Origin of the sequence: Desulfovibrio ferrophilus, assembly GCF_003966735.1 — a bacterium.
In the GTDB taxonomy this organism is placed as follows: Bacteria; Desulfobacterota; Desulfovibrionia; order Desulfovibrionales; family Desulfovibrionaceae; genus Desulfovibrio_Q; species Desulfovibrio_Q ferrophilus.
On sequence record NZ_AP017378.1, the window covers coordinates 2,875,667 to 2,893,329 of the forward strand.

Below are 17,663 nucleotides of genomic sequence, written 5' to 3' on the forward strand. Positions count from 1 at the left end.
CCCATCCGGTCATCATGATTTCGTTCTCGCAGGAGGGACCCCAAGGGGTTTCTCCTGCGCTGTCATCACATCGTATGACGACATCAAAAAACTAACTGGCTTTCCGGTTGACCACTTCCTTGGCCAACTGCAAATAGGCCAGAGCACCCGCAGACTTGATATCGTACCCGATCACCGGCTTGCCGAAACTTGGCGCTTCGGACAGACGCACATTACGCGGCACAATGGTCTCCATCAGATAATCCGGGAAGGTCCTGCGAATCTCATTTTTCACCTGATGAGCCAGACGGTTGCGACCATCAAACATGGTCAGCACCACCCCCAGCAACCTGATGTTCGGATTCAGACGCTTACGCACCAAACCATAAGTCTGCAGGAGCTTGGCGATACCCTCCAGGGCATAGTACTCGCACTGCAGGGGCACCAGAACCTCGCGCGCCGCACACAGGGCGTTCAAGGTGATGAGCCCCAGTGACGGCGGGCAATCCATGATGATGAACTCGTAATCACCATTCAAGGGAGCCAGCAGATTCTTCAAAAAGAATTCTCTGCGGGACTGATTCACCAGATCCAGATCCGCAGCCACAAGATCCTGATGCGAGGGCAAGAGTGAAAGATAAGGGATCTTTGTCTTGTAGATCGCATCATGCACACGGCCAGGATCACCCAGCACGGTATACAGATTCTCTTTCACATTCTCGGGGAAAATACCGAACCCGCTCGAAGCGTTGGCCTGCGGATCGCAGTCCACCACCAGCACGTTCTTTTCCATGACCGCCAAGCTGGCAGCCAGATTCACCGCAGTGGTTGTCTTACCAACTCCGCCCTTCTGGTTAGCGATAACAATCACTCGCGCCACGTCGCACTCTCCTGGGTCTCGGAAATTGTTTCACGGGAAACATTAACTGTAACTTTCCAGCCAGTGGTTCATCTCTCCCCGATCACAGCCTTTGCCAAGGGCACAAGACTGACTCAACCGCTACAGCCGAGGCTCAGCGGTGAATTCAACAAGCAAACTTGATGCAATGATTTGAAAGCGGCCAGTGAAGAAAACGAAACCAGATGTTTGCAAATGCTGACTGCATGACCGCTCACGAAAATTGAAGTTAAAAAAACCAGGGTTCGAGATAGAAGCATCCATACCGAACCCTGGCGAGTAGTGTCAATGCGTTAGACCTTATAATAGTCTCTGTACCAATCAACAAAATTGCCGATGCCCTCTTCAATGGAGGTATTAGGCTTGAAGTCAACATCTTCGACCAGGTCGTCAACATTGGCGTAAGTAGCTGGAACATCACCAGGTTGCATATCCATGTAATTCTTTTCAGCTTTCATGCCGAGCTTGTCTTCAAGCACTTCAATGTAGCGCCCAAGCTCCTCAACATTATTATTGCCGATGTTGTAGATCTTGTATGGAGAGGGAGAAGAACTGGGATCGGGATTGGCACCATCCCACTCGGGGTTGGCCCGAGCAGTTCTCTTGGTCACACGCACCACGCCCTCGACGATGTCATCAATGTAGGTAAAGTCGCGGCGCATCTTGCCGTGGTTGAAGACATTGATGGGTTTGCCCTCGAGGATGGCCTTGGTGAACAGGAAAAGCGCCATGTCCGGCCTGCCCCAAGGTCCGTAGACCGTGAAAAATCTGAGACCAGTACAGGGCAGATTGTAGAGATAGCTATAGGAGTGAGCCATCAGTTCGTTGCTCTTCTTCGTGGCAGCGTACAGGCTGATGGGGTGATCCACATTGTCGTGAACCGAGAACGGCATGTCCGTATTCAGGCCATAGACAGAACTGGATGAAGCAAACACACAGTGCTGTACCCCATGATGGCGGCAGCCTTCGAGGATATTCAAAAAGCCCACGGAATTGGACTGAATGTAGGAACGAGGATTCTCGATGCTGTAGCGCACACCTGCCTGGGCAGCCAGGTTCACGACATGGGTGAACTTATGCTCGGCAAACATCTTGTCCATGGCGGCATCGTCTTGCAGTTCGATATTGACATGGGTGAATCCGGGCTCGGATTCTATCCGTGCCAAACGAGCCATTTTCAGTTCCACCGAATAGTAGTCATTCAGGCAATCGAGACCGACAACCTCATGACCTTCACTCAAGAAGCGCTTGGAAAGGTGAGAACCGATGAACCCGGCAGCTCCGGTGACGAGAATTTTCATGTTCATCCTTGATCGGTTAAAATATTTCAGAAAAAAGGTCATGCTTCATGGAAAGCTCTTATTGTTTCACATGAAACATTCACTCATATCATTATTCTTTGGAAACGGGAGCCTTCCAGTTCATGCCTAAAAAATCAAGAGGAATGGGCAAAACAGTCGAATTTTGGCTTTCTGCCGCCATCTCTCGCATGGTCTGTAGATATCGGAGTTGCAATGCTCCCGGTGACTTGCCGATAATATCTGCAGCCTGAGCCAGCTTATCCGCTGCCTGGAATTCTCCTTCAGCATTGATGACCTTGGCCCGGCGTTCACGTTCCGCCTCTGCCTGCTTGGCCATTGCTCTCTGCATTTCCTGCGGAAGATCGATATACTTGACCTCGACGGTCCCCACCTTGATGCCCCAGGGGTCCGTATGCTGATCGAGAATCTCCTGAATACGATTGTTGACCTTATCGCGATGAGCAAGGATTTCATCCAGCTCCACCCCACCGCAGACACTGCGCAGTGTCGTCTGCGCAAGCTGTGAGGTCGCGTACATATAGTCCTCAACATCGATTATGGACCGGACAGGGTCCACCACCCGAAAATAGACAACAGCATTGACCTTGATACTCACGTTGTCCTTGGTGATGACATCCTGATTCGGCACATCCAGAGTAATGACCCGCAGGCTGACGCGGACCATGCGATCGACAACGGGAATCAGAATGATCAGACCAGGCCCCTTGGCCTTGATGATGCGCCCCAAACGGAAGATGACTCCGCGTTCGTACTCATTCAAAACACGAAGGGAGGCAGCTAGAAATAGTATGATCAACACGGCTGCAGGTAGAAATGTGAACATGATCTCCTCCGGAATTTCTAATCTGTTTCATAAAGCTCAACGCTGAGCGTCAAGCCCTTCACGCTAACGATGCGAACCCTGTCACCAACCCTCAATGAATCCGGTCCTGCCGCCTTCCAGGATTCGCCACGCACGAAAACCCGGCCCCGGCCTGAACTCCATACCCGGACAGTCGCCACTTCTTCAGTCATGGCCTCAGTTCCACCCTGAGAACGGCTGCGTTGAACCTTCACGATCAACACCATACATACTCCCATCAGTATGGCCACAGAGGCAACCGTGGACGCAATGAGCGACAAGGGCAAAGGCGAAACGCCGTGGCCGGGGCTGAACAGGATCGTTGATCCAAAGAACAGGGCCACCAGCGCGGAAATACCGAGCATGCCGAAGCTGGTCACATAGACCTCAAGCACAAGCAGGATCAGGGCAAACAGTATCAGCAGTACGCCGGCGACATTGGTGGGTAAAACGGACATGGCATACAAACCCAACAACAGGCACATCCCTCCGAAAACGCCGGGAAAAACAGCTCCAGGAGTGGTAAACTCAAAGAACAGTCCGGCAATGCCACCCAACAATAGCAGATAGGCAATCTGAGGTTGCAGCAGCCATGAAAGAACATGATGCCTGAAGCCTGGATCGAAACTCTTGAACTTGAGGTTGGCGCCCTCAAAAGGGACCCGTGAACCATTGAACGCAATGCCTCCGGTTGCGGCAATCTGAGTCATGAAATCATTAGAATCCGATGCAATATACTCCACAACACCGCTCATCACAGCTTCCTGAGCAGTGATACTCACGGCATCCTCAACGGACTCTTCATACCAGCGGGCATTACGATTTCTGGATTCAGCCAGACTTCTTACAAGACTGGCCAGATCATTCACGACCTTGGTCTTGATGGTGGATTCAATCTCCTTGCCCCCCATCCCCACGGGACTGGCTGCACCCATGGTGGACTGCGGAGACATGGCTGCCACATGGGATGCCGCAACAAGAAACACTCCGGCAGAGGCAGCCCGTGCACCTCCAGGGCCAACCCAGACCACGACAGGCACCCTGCTGCTCAGAATACGCTGAACCATGCTGCGCATGGAGTCCACAAGTCCTCCAGGAGTGTCCAACTCGATCAGCAAGCAAACCGAGGCTTCTGATTCAGCGAGAGTAATGGCTGCGTCAAGAGCATCCACCGTTGCTGGTGTAATGCCACCGCCGAGTTCAAAGACCAACACAGTCTGAGAAGGTAGTGGAAGTACCTCCTGCTCTTGCGCCCGTCCACGGTCAAAGAAACCTAGGATCAGTAAAATCATCAACAAAATGAGGGAAATCCGCTGCATATTCACCATCACCCGTCTCCGTGTACAGAGATGAATTCAAGCACAGAAGAAAACGTCGAGCAGCAAGTATAAAGGAATTAATACAGAAGGGATAGGGAGGGTTGTAAATCAGAACTGGTAAGCTTTGAGGGTATTCCAAACCAAACGCTTGGCATCCATGTCACCAGCAAGCATTTCTACTGGCCCAGGCAACACGGTAATCTTTCGACCATTATGATCAAAGCTGGAATAATGGAAACTTTCACGGGGGAACAGGGTCTTGAAGGCCTGCTGACCAAACACGACAACACCACTAGCCTGTGCTTCGCGCACGCCTTTCCAAAACTGTCCGGGCTGGGCAATCAAGGCCTTGTCATGCTCAAAACTATGGGGCCAGAAAGTGACGCTTCCGGTTGGCCACTTCAGAAAATGCAGGATCTTACGGAACAGTTCACGACGTTCGTCCATGGGGTTGTCTCCAAAATCCTGCCCGAGCTCCCAGTAGGTCCACACGGTCCGACTCGGCACACGCAGGCGCGATCTGAATTGCTCATAGGGAAACACAGTCAGATCACTGCTATCGCCGCTGGGCACTTGAACAGGAGAACTTGAAGGCTTCAGCGTCGGGGCCGGTGTGGTCACCGCATGTGGGGCCCGGGGCTGCTTAGCAGGAGCCTTCCAAGACCTGGTCGGGGCTGACTTTTGTGGGGACGGCGCACGGGGTGGTTCAGCCGAGGAAGAGGCCACGGGAGCAGAGGAAGACTCTGTTTCACGTGAAACTTTTAAAGCGGAAACATCCTGTTCGCACAAGATGGAACGCAGTCCCTGGTTTCCCCAGCAGCGGAGATCTTCAGAGAGATCTAAAGACCAAGCATCCAATCCCATATCCTCCAGCCAACCTCTGACTTGGGCAACACAGGCCAGCTCTCCGAGCGGCCCTTGGCGTCAACAACGGTCACTCCGTTGGTCGCTTTTCCAAACCCGCAGCCCTCGGCCGTCACATCATTGCCCACGATGAGATCGAGATTTTTAGCGCTGAGCTTCTTATGGCAGTTGCCTTCGATGTCGGAAGATTCAGCCGCAAAGCCGATCAGGAATTGTCGGTCGGTTTTCTGGCTCCCCAGTGTCTTCAGGATATCGGGATTGGCCTTGAATTCGACGTTCAACCCACCCTGTTCCTTCTTGAATTTGTCTTGCTGCGGGTTGGCGGGTCGGTAGTCGGCCACCGCAGCGGTAAAGCAGGCGGCATCGACACTGGGGAAATTTTCAGAAGCGGCATCGAACATTTCACGGGCAGTGGTCACATCGATGCGGTTTATGCCCTCGGGCAACCAGAGGTTCACAGGGCCACAAACCGCAGTCACCTCAGCCCCACGCAACCAGGCCGCAACGGCAATGGCAGCACCCATGGTGCCGGATGAAGGATTGCTCCAGAAACGCACGCAATCAAAAGCCTCGCGAGTCGGGCCCAAAGTAATCAGGACCTTGCGCCCGGCCATGTCCTGCTTGGTCACGGCCTTCAGGGCTTGCAGGTAGATGCTCTCCAGTTGCGGGAACCGGCCCCGGCCCTCTTCGCCACAGGCCATGTCGCCACATTCCGGTTCGATGCAGACGTGCCCACGCTCTTTCAACTTGGCCAAGTTTTCCTGGGTTGCCGCAGCGTTCCAGAGGCGTGGATTCATGGCCGGGGCAATGACCAAAGAGCCGGGGAAAGCCAGCGCCTGGCAGGACAACATATCATCCGCCAGTCCACAGGCCAGTTTGGCAAGGGCATTGGCCGTTGCCGGGGCAACCACAAAGCCATCCGCGTCCTGACCGGGGTCCAGATGCCCGAACACAGCATCGCGATGGTCGAACATATCCCCATAGACAGGAGCGGCTCCAAGGGCCTCGAAGGACAAGGCCGTGACAAACCGCGCGGCTGAAGGCGTCACTGTGGCGCTCAGATGCGCACCCGTTCGCTGGAGCATACGCAAGAGCTCCAGCGATTTGAACGCAGATATACTCCCGCACACACCCAGATGGATGCGCTTGCCGAGAAAGTTGGTGAACGCCAGATGCGGTTGCATGATCCCTCGCTATTGCGGCAGGTTCTCTTCCATGGGGGCAGTGCGTACTTCCTGAGGAACAGCACCGGAATCCTGCCTGGGGGCGACCATGATTTCAACGATGGTATTGAAGGTCTCGTCGATGATATTGATGATGCAATCACGATCAGGCTTTTCGAAAACCATGATGGTGCGGTTGTACTTCATCTTGCTGCGCAGGCGCCAGTTGTCCTTGGGCAGTTCCTTCTCGAAGAAGTTCGCCAGAGACACGGCGTCCACACGGCCCTTGTAGGTCACGATGCCGGTCTTGAACTGCGGGGTCTCGAAGACAAAGGAAGCCTTGTTATCCAGGTCCATGTCGTTGGGAATCAGCACATCATCAAATTCCTGATACATGCCAACAGGTTTGCTCATGGACTGCGTGGATTTTGCCGGGGCGTTCTCGCCGTGGCTTTGCAGTGCGGACTCGCAACCACCAAGGACTAACAAGGAAACCATTGCCAGGGTGATCATAAAAATTTTATGCATGTCTCCTCCTTCAGGATGACTTTTGCCCGCCGTTTCGACGGTCACGGCGTATTGTCTGTAATTGAGCGAGTTAGCTTACCCGAGCTTGGCGCAAACTGCAATTTTCCCTGAGGCGAGAAATCACAGGACGCAGGCCCGTTGAATATGCGCCCCAGCACCAGACAACACAACAACTAATTTCATGAAATCAAGATGGTTACTGTGAACGAACAAGATTATCTCCTGAAATCCTACCGCTATGAGTTGCCCGAGGAATCCATTGCCCAATCCCCGGCCCAGAAAAGGGACCTTTCTAAATTGCTGGTGGTCAACCGCGAAAGCGGTGAACTTGAAATCAGCACTTTCGCGAAACTTGCCGATCTCATTCCAGACAACGCACTGCTCGTGGCCAATAACTCAAAAGTCCTCCCGGCGCGCATCTACGGCTCCAAGGAGACCGGCGGCAAGGTGGAATTCCTGCTGCTGACCCCGCTACCGCTGCTCATGGAAACCGCTGAAACCCAAGGCGATTGGTCCAGTGCCGAGGTCGAAGGCCTGCTCCGAGCCAGCAAGCCCCCAAAGACCGGACAGAACATCGTCTTCTCAGATCAGTTCAGGCTCGAAGTCATCACCCGTGGCGATTTTGGCAAAAGCCGGGTGCGGCTGTACTGGCAAGGTGAACTGGCCGGCCTGTTCTGCGAACTCGGGCATTACCCCCTGCCGCCCTACATCAAGCGCCCGGATACCGCCGAGGATGCCAAGCGCTACCAGACCATCTACGCCGAAGACGACAAACTGGGCTCCGTGGCCGCCCCCACCGCCGGACTGCACTTCACTCCCGAGGTTCGCCAGTCTCTGGCTGAACGAGGCATTGAATGGGCCGAGGTGACCCTCTATGTAGGGTATGGGACCTTCTCGCCCGTGCGCGAGGCGGACATCCGCAACCATTCCATGCACAAGGAATATATCGAAATCTCAGCCGACACTGCCCTGGCTGTGGCCAATGCCAAGGCCCAGGGTCGGCCCGTGCTGGCCGTGGGCACCACCAGCGTGCGTACCCTGGAAGGCGCCTATGCCGCCGTGGGAGATATCGCCCCCTATGCAGGCTGGACGGAGATTTACATCACCCCCGGCTACGAATTCAAGGTTGCGGATAAACTGCTGACCAATTTCCATTTGCCAGAATCATCGCTCCTTATTATGGTTTCCGCTCTCATCGGACGTGAGGCTACTCTTTCGGCGTACAAAACAGCTCTGGAAAACGACTTCCGCTTCTTCTCCTACGGCGACGCCATGCTCATCCTCTAGGGACCACACCGTCCCATTCCGTGAGATCGACTATTGAACTCCGGCAACGAATTTCAAGGAGATTTCTATGTCACGAATCGTCATCCGGGAAGACCGCTGCAAGGGCTGCCTGCTCTGCACCACGGTCTGTCCTCAGGAGATCATTGTCCAGTCGGACAGATTCAACCAGCAGGGCTACAAGGTCGTGGAAGTCACCAATATGGATGACTGTATCGGCTGTGCCTCCTGCGGGAAGATGTGCCCCGACTTCTGCATCACCGTCTACAAGACGAAAAAAACCAAGGCGAAGGAGTAAGCCATGTCCAGCAAGACTCCTGAACGCAAATTCATCAAGGGCAACGAGGCCATCGGCTACGGCGCCATCGCCGCTGGCTGCAAGTGCTTCTTCGGCTACCCCATCACCCCCCAGAACGACATCCCCGAGATGATGTCCAAGGCCATGTTCGAGTGTGGCGGTGATTTCGTGCAGGCCGAGAGCGAAGTGGCCGCTGCAAACATGCTGCTTGGCGCTGCCGCAGCAGGCGTGCGCTGCCTGACCTCTTCATCCAGCCCGGGCATGTCGCTCAAGCAGGAAGCCATCTCCTACATGGCCGGCTCCGAACTGCCTGCCGTGCTGGTCAACATGAACCGTGGCGGCCCGGGCCTGGGCGACATCGGCCCGGCACAGGGCGACTACTACCAGTCCACCCGTGGTGGTGGTCATGGCGACTATCGCCTGCTGGTGCTGGCCCCGGCCACCTGTCAGGAAGCCTATGACCTGACCATGGAAGCCTTTGACCTGGCCTTCAAATACCGCAACCCGGTCATGATTCTGGGCGATGCGATCCTGGGCCAGATGAAGGAACCCATCATCCCGCACGAGGGCAAGAAGGTCGACGACAACGCCGAGACCTGGTGCCTGACCGGCAACAAGGGCCGCGAAAAGCGCCTGATCAAATCCCTGTTCCTGGAAGAAGGCGCCCTGGCCGACCAGAACCGGAACCTGATGGCCAAGTACGAGCGCATGAAGGCTGAAATCCGCTACGAGTCCTTTGAGACCGAAGATGCGGATCTGGTCATCTGTGCTTATGGCTCCATCGCCCGCATCGCCAAATCCGCTGTGCGCAAACTGCGCGCCCAGGGTAAGAAGGTTGGCCTGTTCAGGCCCATTACCCTCTACCCCTTCCCGGATGAGCCGTTGGTCAAACTGGCCGAACAGGGCAAGCGTTTCCTGACCATCGAGCACAACTGCGGCCAGATGGTCGATGATGTGCGCCTTGCACTTCGTACCAAGGTCGACTCCGACTTCTTCGGCGTCATGCCCGGCGAACTGCCCAACCCCGACGATTTCGAGGAGCCCATCCTCAAGAGCCTGGAGGGTTAACTCATGGCCGAAGAAAAACTCGTATTCGAACCGTCCGAGGTCCTCATCGACCGACCGACGCACTACTGTCCCGGTTGTCAGCACGGCACCGCCCACCGCATCGTGGCCGAGGTCATCGATGAGCTGGGTCTGGCCGAAAACACCATCGCCATCGGTTCCATCGGTTGCTCGGTGTTCCTCTACAACTATATCAATGTGGACGCTGTCGAGGCCCCGCATGGCCGCGCCCCGGCGGTGGCCACCGGCGTCAAACGCGCCCGTCCCGACAAGATCGTGTTCTCCTATCAGGGCGACGGCGACCTGGCCTCCATCGGCATGGCCGAAATCATGCACGCCGCCAACCGTGGCGAGAACATCACCGTGATCTTCGTCAACAACACGGTCTATGGCATGACCGGCGGCCAAATGGCCCCGACCACCATGATCGGTCAGGCCACCACCACCTGCCCGGGCGGCCGCTGCGAAGAACGCGAAGGCATGCCCATCAAGATGAGTGAAATCATCGGCATGCTCGGTGGCGTGACCTACTGCGAACGCGTAGCCGTGAACAACGTCAAGAACATCAACAAGGCCAAGAAGGCAGTCAAGAAAGCCTTCCAGTGCCAGGTGGACGGCAACGGCTTCAGCTTCGTGGAGTTCGTGGCCACCTGCCCCACCAACTGGAAGATGACTCCCATCGCCGCCAACGAGCGTGTGGAAGAAGAGCTGCTGCCCTACTTCCCACTGGGCGTGTACGCCGACAAGCTCGCCGAAAAGGAGGGCAAATAGATGTTGTACCAAGACGTCATCATTGCCGGATTCGGCGGACAGGGCGTGATGCTCATCGGCAATCTGCTGGCCTATGCCGGTATGAACCAGGGCCTGTCCGTGACCTATATCCCCGTTTACGGCCCCGAGATGCGTGGCGGCACCGCCAACTGCACCGTGGTCGTCTCCGAGGATGAGATCGGCTCCCCCATCATCCGCACGCCCATGAGCCTGGTCCTCATGAACCGCCCGTCTCTGGACAAGTTCCAGCCGCGTATGGCGGACGGAGGCATCTCCATCGTCAACTCCTCGCTCATCGAGCCGGAACTGGCCGAGACCGAACGCATCAAGTCCATCTTCGTGCCCTGTAACGAAACAGCGGACAAGCTGGGCAACACCCGCATGGCCAACATGGTTGCCATCGGTGCCTATGTGCAGGCCACGGGCGTGATGCCGGTGCAGGCCGTGAAGGACGCACTGACAAACGTCATCTCCCCGCGCTATGCCAAACTCATCCCCGCCAATGGCAATGCCATTGATGCCGGGGCCGAGATCGCTGCCAAGGCCATGGCGTAGAGAAAGGGACACAAGAGAATTCAGGGAGAGAGACAACCTTCTTGGGAAAGAAGGTTATTCCCTCTCCCCGAACCCCTCTCCCTTTCCAAGAACCTTTATAAAAAAGCCCCCCGAACGGAGATTCCGTTCGGGGGGCTTTAACATGTAATAATCGGAAGACAGAAAAGGAGTGGGGGAAATGTATGTACTCCACCTGACGAATTATGATTGGGCGAGCATCCCGGTGATGAGCTTGCGGGCTTCACCCAGATCAAAGGTCTGTCCGGTCCAGAGTCGGAACTGCTCCACCGCCTGATGCACGAACATGGTCAGGCCATCGATGGTGCGACAGCCATTTTCTTCGCCCTGCTGCAAAAATTTTGTGCGCGTCGGATTATAGACCAAATCGTAAAGCGTCTGATTGTGTGACAGGCACAATTCATGAGGCAGGGGATTCTGGTCCACACGCTCGCCCTTCATCCCAAGCGGCGTGGTGTTGACGATGAGCTCGGCTTGTACGCTTTGGCGGTCGGTCCAGTCGTGAGTATTCACCGAAAACTCCGCAGCAAGGTCGGTTGCCTTATCCGCACTGCGATTGCTGACCACGATCTCGGACACCCCGATTTCGAGCAGTCCGGCTATCACGGCACGGGCTGCACCGCCCGCTCCGAGCACCAGAGCCGATTTGGGCCGGGTGGCGAGTTGAGTCAAAGGTGCCATGAAGCCGTAAACGTCCGTATTCTCGCCCAGGAGGCGTTTTCCACTCCAATAGAGGGTGTTAGTCGCCCCAACCGCTAAAACTCGCTCAGACAGACCATCCAAAAACGGCTGAACAGCCACCTTGTGAGGAATGGTTACGGATAAGCCGGAGATGGGCAGTGAGCGCACCTGCTCCATGAACGCTGGCAACTCGTCCGGCGTTGTGGGGAAGGCGCGATACTCGCCCTCGAACCCGATGGTCTCGAATCCCCAATTGTGCAAAGGCGGACTCATCGTGTGCCCCAATGGATGCCCGATGATCCCGAATAACTTCTTCCCACCCTCGGGCATGACGATCTTCTGACTCATTCCTCTCTCCAGTCTTGCGAAGTGAATAGATCGATTATCACGCGCACACCAAAGGGGCAAAATGGAAAAGAGAGCAACACAAACGAGGTTGATCAAATACTTAAAAAACTATAAACACGTAGCATGCTGAAACTAATGACTAACATATATTACAATTGTTACGGGTTCATCCTAAACCAATACTATAGAGGACCACTGAGAAAGCTGTATATTAGTTGTCATTGGCCAATCTACTATGCATTGAATTATGGTAAAATCTCAATAAACGCAAAAACACAATACAAAAAAATATTTACATATTACAATGATGAATTCAAAAAGGAAGACGATTCCTTCTCCATACACATCAGCAGCGATCTAGACACGCCTGAAAATTTAATAAACCATTACTATAGATATTTAGGATATGAAGGTGACACAATTAATTGGGAAGCTTTTGATGATAACGTAACCGGTATAGAATTCACAGAATCAAAATATACGTACTATATACATGATCAACTACCAAAATTAAAAAAACGAGACCTTGAAATATATATTAGTATATTATTTACAGCTATATGCTCACGACATAGTCGTTACGACATCATTGGAACAGATTTAATCGTTGCCTTCCATAAGCAACACGAAAATAAGATAAATAAAATAATTAAAAAATACATAACAAGTAGACAGATTTCGCCTTACTACGAATCACATCCTTGGGGATATTATTAAGCTGTGCAAAGAGTGTACAGAGATAGTATTTACCTGACGCTTGACGCAGCCGGTACACTTATTCCTGAATGGCATCATCACCCCTTACGCACGATACCGATCTCGTCGGGGCATCAAGCCGCGAGAAGGTCGGACCATGGCCGACCGCACGAAGCGCCCAGCCCCGGCAACATGCCCATCAACACCCTGCTCCATCATAAGCTTAACCATTGTGCTGCAAGGTCCGATAGCCATTCGTCCTAACTGACAGGGGGGAGGGTGGAGTCCAGAGGAGGTTCCGGGGGGAGAGGTCGCTTTGCGACCGTCCACCCACATCTCCTCTGGTCCGAGCGAAGCGGACACCTGCGGTAGCGCCCCCATCGCGAATCCGCGAGAGCGGGTAACTAGCGAGTCACGCGAAGCAGGACACCTTCATAAAGACCTCCATCGCCTACCCGCGCAGGCGGCCCCAGCCCACTTTCACAAATTGCCCCAATACGACCTGATCACCCCCCCCATCACTCTTGCAAAGCACTGAAAATGCTCAGCTGGTGGCGTTGTTTCAGCACAAACAAACCCTCGCGTATTAAACATATACGCTTCGGTCTTGTTTGCATTTCACGCCTAGCCAACAAAAATTTTGAACACTTTGCAGAAGAACATTCGCCAAAAACACGGCGCCCCTGCATGGACCATCCATGCAGGGGCGTAGGGAAACCACTATCAATCTCTCAGGACCCGGCGCAACAACTCACCGCATCCCGCAAGGGTCATCTCAATTCATCTTATCCACCATGAATGTAATTTGGCAGATTCAAAAACAATTCACGGGTGTAAGTCACCATCTTGTCCATGATCCAGGGGAACGCCACAAGCAGCGCCAGAAAGATCGCGACGATCTTTGGAATAAACGTCAGCGTCATCTCCTGAATCTGGGTGGCTGCCTGCAGCACGGAGATCGTAATACCCACGGTTAGGCCCACACCAAGCATGGGCAGCGCGATCATCAGCGCCATCTCAATGGCCTGCTTGGCAAAGCCGATAACGAATTCGGGGGTCATAACTAAGGCTCCTGTAAATCTGCGGTCAAAGGGCGAAACTGTTCACCAAAGCACCGGTGAGCAGGTTCCAGCCATCCACCATGACGAATAACAACAACTTGAACGGCATCGATATCATGACCGGTGGCAGCATCATCATACCCATGGCGAGCAGGATGGAGGCGACCACCATATCCAGAATCAGAAATGGTATGTAGATCAGGAACCCAATGGTAAAGCCAGTCTTCAGCTCGCTGATCACAAAGGAAGCGATGAGCAGCGGCGTCGGGACTTCGGATTTGTCATGGGGGCGATCCAGCTTGGTGATGGTGTAGAAAATCGACAGGTCCTTCTCGCGGGTGTGCTTGAACAGAAAACCCCGCAGGGGCTGCTCGGCATTGCTGATGGCCTGCCTGAAGCCGATTTCCTCATTCAGATACGGCTGCAACGCAGTATCATTGATGGCCGTACCCACAGGCAGCATGATGATCCCCGTCATGAAAATGGCAAGGGCCGCCAGGACCTGGGTCGGGGGCATCTGGTTGGTGCCCATGGCCTGCCTGAGGAAGGAAAAGACGATGATGATGCGTGTGAATGATGTGGCCGTCAGTACGATGGCAGGAGCCACCGAAAGCACGGTCATCAGGAACAGGATCTCCAGCAGGATCGAAATCTTCTCGGGCTCGGTCTCACCGCCGGAGAGCGTCAGCTGCAGATTTGGAATGGTATCCTGGGCAAAGGCAAGGCCCGCAAACAGGGCCAGCAGCCCTAGGCTAAGGAGTACGGTCCTTGGAGCGAGCCTCTTCCAGGCTCTGGGTGAAGTCAGTTTCTGAGTCATCGTCATGTCCGGCATCCATCTCGGTCAGCAGGTTGATGTGAGAGTCGGTCACTCCCAACACCATCCGCTTATTCAAGAAGCGGACCACGACGACATACTTTTTGGGTCCCAGGGCCAATTGGCCTTCCATCTTCAAATCGTTTTGGGACAAAAGCCCAAGCCCTGCGCGGTGTCCGTAGCGTTTCAGCAACCAGAACCCGGCGAAGATGAAGGCCAGCATCAGGCACAAGATGCCCGCCACTTTCAGGGCCTCGCCACCCAGACTGGGGGTGGTTGGCAGATCATTGACGGTGGCCGCAGCCTTCTCGGCCATGCAGATGGCAGGCGTCAGCAGAACGACAGCGACAGCACCCCAGACACGGGTGGCCCGAACAACGTGACGGAAGTTCATGACCACCTCTAGGCGAGTTGCTTGACGCGTTCGATGGGGCTGATGATATCCGTCAGACGCACACCGAACTTCTCGTTGATGACCACGGCCTCGCCGCGAGCCACCAACTTGCCGTTGACGTAGATCTCCAGCGGTTCACCTGCCAGCTTGTTCAATTCGATGACCGACCCCTGACCCAACTGCAACAGTTCGTTGATCAGCAGCTTGGTGCGGCCCAGCTCGGCGGAGACATCCAGCGGGATATCCAGAATGAAATCCAGATCACGCTTGGTGCCGTCGGGCCTGGGGGCCTTGGCCTCGTCAGTCAGGTCCTTGAACATGGCGTCCGTGCTCTGGGCCGCCAGGGCGCCCTGAGACTTCTCCTTCTGGATGGACTCCTCTTCCTCGGTGGCCAGGGCGGCAGCCCATTCATCAGCCAGGGCGTCGTCATCGACCCCACCGGCGTCGGCGGGAGCAGCTCCACCACCGTCGGACATCATAGCCATGGCATCTGCCGCAGCGTCGTCATCCCCACTTTCCTCAAGTGCAGAAGCCCACTCTTCAGCCAAAGCATCCTGATCTTTATCATCGGACATTATCGATCCCCTTTCGTTAGGGTTCTCTTGCTAACAAATCCGTCTACTGGACGACCAATTCCGTAAAATAGACCCTGAGCACATTGGAGCCGCCCACGATCTGGTTCAAACGTTTGACGATTTCATCCTTCAACCCGAGCTTGTTCTCGATGGACGACAAATCCGCAAAGGTCTTGCTCGAAAGCAGCAGAATCACGGCGTCGCGCACCTTGGGCTCGTTCTTGGCCAGCTTGTCCGCAGCTTCCTGGTTGCGCAGTTCCACATCCAGGGTCAGCTTCAGATAGCGCCGCCCCAAGGGGTCGGCCAGGTTGACCACAAACGTCGGCAGGGAAACCAGCACGGTATCCTGAGGGTCCATCTCGCCTTCGGCCAGGGGGTCCTGCTGTTCACCATTCTCGCCAGCCGCCTGTTCGGTCTTGTCCGGTCCCATGCCGATCATGCCCATGATCTTGTCCTTGAACATGAATCCGCCACCGCCGAGCAGGGCCAGAATCACCACGGCGATTATGATCCACTTCAGCTTGCCGCTTTTCTTCTGTTCTTCCTTGGGGGCTTCCATTTGTTCATCGGCCACGATCGACTCCTTGAGGGTTGGTAATCTATCTGACGTAAGCCCCGAGCCACGGGGTCGTCTTCAGCAAAATTTCCACTCGTCTGTTCTGGCTGCGTCCCAGTTCGGTGGTATTGTCGGCCAGAGCCCAGTTGGGGCCGTAGCCGGATACCGAGAACCGTTCATTGCGCAGGCCCAGTTCCAGAAAAAATTCCATCACGGACAGTGCCCGTTCCCCGGAGAGGCGATAATTGGCCTCCGAGTCTCCGCCCACGGCGTCACTGTAGCCGGAGACATTGACCGGCGCATCCATAAATCCCATGACCTCGCCCACCACCGAGAGCAATTGCTTGGCTGCCGGGTTCAGCTCTGAACCTCCGGAGGGGAACAGCAGCTTGTCGGTCAGCACCAGGGCCACGCCCTCGGGCCGCTGCATGATCTCCAGATTCTCCATCAGCGTACTGCGGCTGATCTCCGGCGGAATCACGTCGTCAGGGAAAAACATATCCTTCAGACGTTCCTTTTTTTCAAGGATCTCCCAGGGCTTTTCCAGAGCCTGGACAATCATCTTGATCCGCTGGGGGATGCGTCCGGCACTTCGCACGGAGAGTTGCCCCAGGTCATCCGAAAAAAACGTGATCTTGGTCAGGACGCTCTTGTCCATGGATGACATACTGAGCAGCAGCACGAAAAACGTCAACAAGAGCGTCACCAGATCCCCGAAGGTCACCAGCCAGGCGTCTCCCGCCACTCCTGCGCTTTTCTTCTTCTTGCGTGCCACGGCTCCGGCCTCCTACTGCCCCTGCGGCTTCTCCCGGTCCTCAAACCGGAAGATGAAGTCCTTGTACTTGAAATCCTCATCCTTTTCGCGCTGACGCAACATGCCCAGACGGTCGATCCACTGCGCGTTGCGCTTGTCCAGGATGATATCCACCCGGCGATTGCGGCGACGGTTCTTGGCGGTCAGCGCCCCGTAGCGGGGGTGGAACCGCCCGAAGGCCTCGACCCGCAGCAGACCGGGGTCCATGCCCGCATCAACCAGCAGCTTGTAGACCTTCATCACTCGATGGAAAGACAATCTCCAGGACGAATCCATGGTGTCCTTCATGTCCTCCACCCGGAATGCGGTGCCTTCCTCGTCGCGCAGGCTGGAGGTGTGTCCGGCCAGCAAGAGCGGCACCTGAACCTGCAGAAACACGGGCAGGGCGGCTTCCAGAATCTGTCGTCCACCGGGGCTGATCTCATAACCACCGGGCTCGAAGAGCACATCATCGGGGATGGAAAAGACCTGCACGAACTTGTTGGAGGCAAAATTCAGATCCTCGTCCACGTCCTCCCAAATCATCTCCTTGAGCGGCTCCAGATCGTTGATACTGTCCAGCTCCATGGGACCGGGCTCCACGGTGAGCTTGCGATCTTTCTGAGAAAGAACCTCGAAGCTGTTCTTGCCGACGCCAAAGGTTCCGATGATGGATCCGATGACCACCAGCTTGCGGCGCTCATCCATGACGCTCATGGAGACCAAAAGCACGAAGAAGGTCAGCATCAGGGTCATCATATCCGAGAAGGTGACCAGCCATGCAGGCTGCCCCTCAGGCTCTTTGACCTTTTCCTTCCTAGCACCCATGCGTGTATCCCC

20 protein-coding genes are annotated in these 17,663 nt (G+C 55.0%); 5 read left to right on the forward strand and 15 right to left on the reverse strand.

Annotation, left to right across the window (positions count from 1 at the left end; genetic code table 11):
- Positions 1-91: 91 nt before the first annotated feature.
- The 7 genes from EL361_RS13230 to EL361_RS13260 form a co-directional block, all read right to left on the reverse strand.
- Entirely contained in the window at positions 92-859 is a 768-nt protein-coding gene (locus EL361_RS13230; RefSeq protein WP_126380297.1) for a ParA family protein, read from the reverse strand.
- A gap of 311 nt (positions 860-1,170) precedes the next feature.
- Positions 1,171-2,178, reverse strand: a complete 1,008-nt coding sequence (locus EL361_RS13235) for an NAD-dependent epimerase (RefSeq protein ID WP_126380299.1) — start codon at positions 2,176-2,178, stop codon at positions 1,171-1,173.
- 91 nt (positions 2,179-2,269) lie between these two features.
- Positions 2,270-3,022: a slipin family protein gene (locus EL361_RS13240; RefSeq protein WP_126380301.1), complete on the reverse strand. Its 753-nt coding sequence runs from the start codon at positions 3,020-3,022 to the stop codon at positions 2,270-2,272.
- Between the two features lie 17 nt (positions 3,023-3,039).
- A complete protein-coding gene (locus tag EL361_RS13245) occupies positions 3,040-4,368 on the reverse strand; it encodes an NfeD family protein (protein ID WP_126380303.1) in 1,329 nt (442 codons plus the stop codon).
- A 99-nt stretch (positions 4,369-4,467) separates the two neighbouring features.
- Positions 4,468-4,806: a hypothetical protein gene (locus EL361_RS13250; RefSeq protein ID WP_126380305.1), complete on the reverse strand. Its 339-nt coding sequence runs from the start codon at positions 4,804-4,806 to the stop codon at positions 4,468-4,470.
- Between the two features lie 392 nt (positions 4,807-5,198).
- On the reverse strand, positions 5,199-6,407 hold the full coding sequence (gene coaBC, locus EL361_RS13255) for a bifunctional phosphopantothenoylcysteine decarboxylase/phosphopantothenate--cysteine ligase CoaBC (RefSeq protein WP_126380307.1): 1,209 nt from the start codon (positions 6,405-6,407) through the stop codon (positions 5,199-5,201).
- Positions 6,408-6,416: 9 nt separating this feature from the next.
- Positions 6,417-6,914, reverse strand: a complete 498-nt coding sequence (locus EL361_RS13260) for a hypothetical protein (RefSeq protein ID WP_126380309.1) — start codon at positions 6,912-6,914, stop codon at positions 6,417-6,419.
- A 192-nt stretch (positions 6,915-7,106) separates the two neighbouring features.
- Here EL361_RS13260 and queA point away from each other — a divergent pair, with 192 nt between their 5' ends.
- The 5 genes from queA (at position 7,107) to EL361_RS13285 (ending at position 10,887) form a co-directional block, all read left to right on the forward strand.
- A complete protein-coding gene (gene queA / locus EL361_RS13265; protein ID WP_126380311.1) occupies positions 7,107-8,201 on the forward strand; it encodes a tRNA preQ1(34) S-adenosylmethionine ribosyltransferase-isomerase QueA in 1,095 nt (364 codons plus the stop codon).
- 67 nt (positions 8,202-8,268) lie between these two features.
- Complete coding sequence (locus EL361_RS13270; RefSeq protein WP_126380313.1) at positions 8,269-8,496, forward strand: 4Fe-4S dicluster domain-containing protein; 228 nt, start codon at positions 8,269-8,271, stop codon at positions 8,494-8,496.
- Between the two features lie 3 nt (positions 8,497-8,499).
- Positions 8,500-9,564: a 3-methyl-2-oxobutanoate dehydrogenase subunit VorB gene (locus tag EL361_RS13275; protein WP_126380315.1), complete on the forward strand. Its 1,065-nt coding sequence runs from the start codon at positions 8,500-8,502 to the stop codon at positions 9,562-9,564.
- A 3-nt stretch (positions 9,565-9,567) separates the two neighbouring features.
- The gene (locus tag EL361_RS13280; RefSeq protein WP_126380317.1) at positions 9,568-10,332 is read left to right on the forward strand and encodes a thiamine pyrophosphate-dependent enzyme; all 765 of its coding nucleotides are present in this window, start codon (positions 9,568-9,570) and stop codon (positions 10,330-10,332) included.
- Positions 10,333-10,887 (forward strand): 2-oxoacid:acceptor oxidoreductase family protein, encoded by a 555-nt coding sequence (locus EL361_RS13285; protein ID WP_126380319.1) that lies wholly within the window; start codon positions 10,333-10,335, stop codon positions 10,885-10,887.
- Positions 10,888-11,088: 201 nt separating this feature from the next.
- On the opposite strand, the gene aroE is transcribed toward EL361_RS13285, so the two are convergent.
- The 8 genes from aroE to EL361_RS13325 all read right to left on the reverse strand — a co-directional run bounded on the left by aroE (position 11,089) and on the right by EL361_RS13325 (position 17,651).
- On the reverse strand, positions 11,089-11,934 hold the full coding sequence (aroE, locus tag EL361_RS13290) for a shikimate dehydrogenase (protein ID WP_232034783.1): 846 nt from the start codon (positions 11,932-11,934) through the stop codon (positions 11,089-11,091).
- Between the two features lie 1,481 nt (positions 11,935-13,415).
- On the reverse strand, positions 13,416-13,691 hold the full coding sequence (gene fliQ / locus EL361_RS13295; RefSeq protein ID WP_126380321.1) for a flagellar biosynthesis protein FliQ: 276 nt from the start codon (positions 13,689-13,691) through the stop codon (positions 13,416-13,418).
- 25 nt (positions 13,692-13,716) lie between these two features.
- Positions 13,717-14,508 carry a flagellar type III secretion system pore protein FliP gene (gene fliP, locus EL361_RS13300; protein WP_420810667.1) on the reverse strand — a complete coding sequence of 264 codons (792 nt, stop codon included), beginning with the start codon at positions 14,506-14,508 and terminating at the stop codon, positions 13,717-13,719.
- Positions 14,444-14,899 (reverse strand): flagellar biosynthetic protein FliO, encoded by a 456-nt coding sequence (fliO, locus tag EL361_RS13305; protein ID WP_232034784.1) that lies wholly within the window; start codon positions 14,897-14,899, stop codon positions 14,444-14,446. The genes fliP and fliO overlap by 65 nt, the downstream gene beginning before the upstream one ends.
- Positions 14,900-14,907: 8 nt before the next feature.
- Complete coding sequence (fliN, locus tag EL361_RS13310) at positions 14,908-15,474, reverse strand: flagellar motor switch protein FliN (RefSeq protein WP_420810668.1); 567 nt, start codon at positions 15,472-15,474, stop codon at positions 14,908-14,910.
- Positions 15,475-15,517: 43 nt separating this feature from the next.
- Positions 15,518-16,048 carry a flagellar basal body-associated FliL family protein gene (locus tag EL361_RS13315; RefSeq protein ID WP_126380328.1) on the reverse strand — a complete coding sequence of 177 codons (531 nt, stop codon included), beginning with the start codon at positions 16,046-16,048 and terminating at the stop codon, positions 15,518-15,520.
- 25 nt (positions 16,049-16,073) lie between these two features.
- A complete protein-coding gene (locus EL361_RS13320; RefSeq protein WP_126380330.1) occupies positions 16,074-16,805 on the reverse strand; it encodes an OmpA/MotB family protein in 732 nt (243 codons plus the stop codon).
- A 12-nt stretch (positions 16,806-16,817) separates the two neighbouring features.
- On the reverse strand, positions 16,818-17,651 hold the full coding sequence (locus EL361_RS13325; protein WP_126380332.1) for an OmpA/MotB family protein: 834 nt from the start codon (positions 17,649-17,651) through the stop codon (positions 16,818-16,820).
- Between the last annotated feature and the right edge of the window lie 12 nt (positions 17,652-17,663).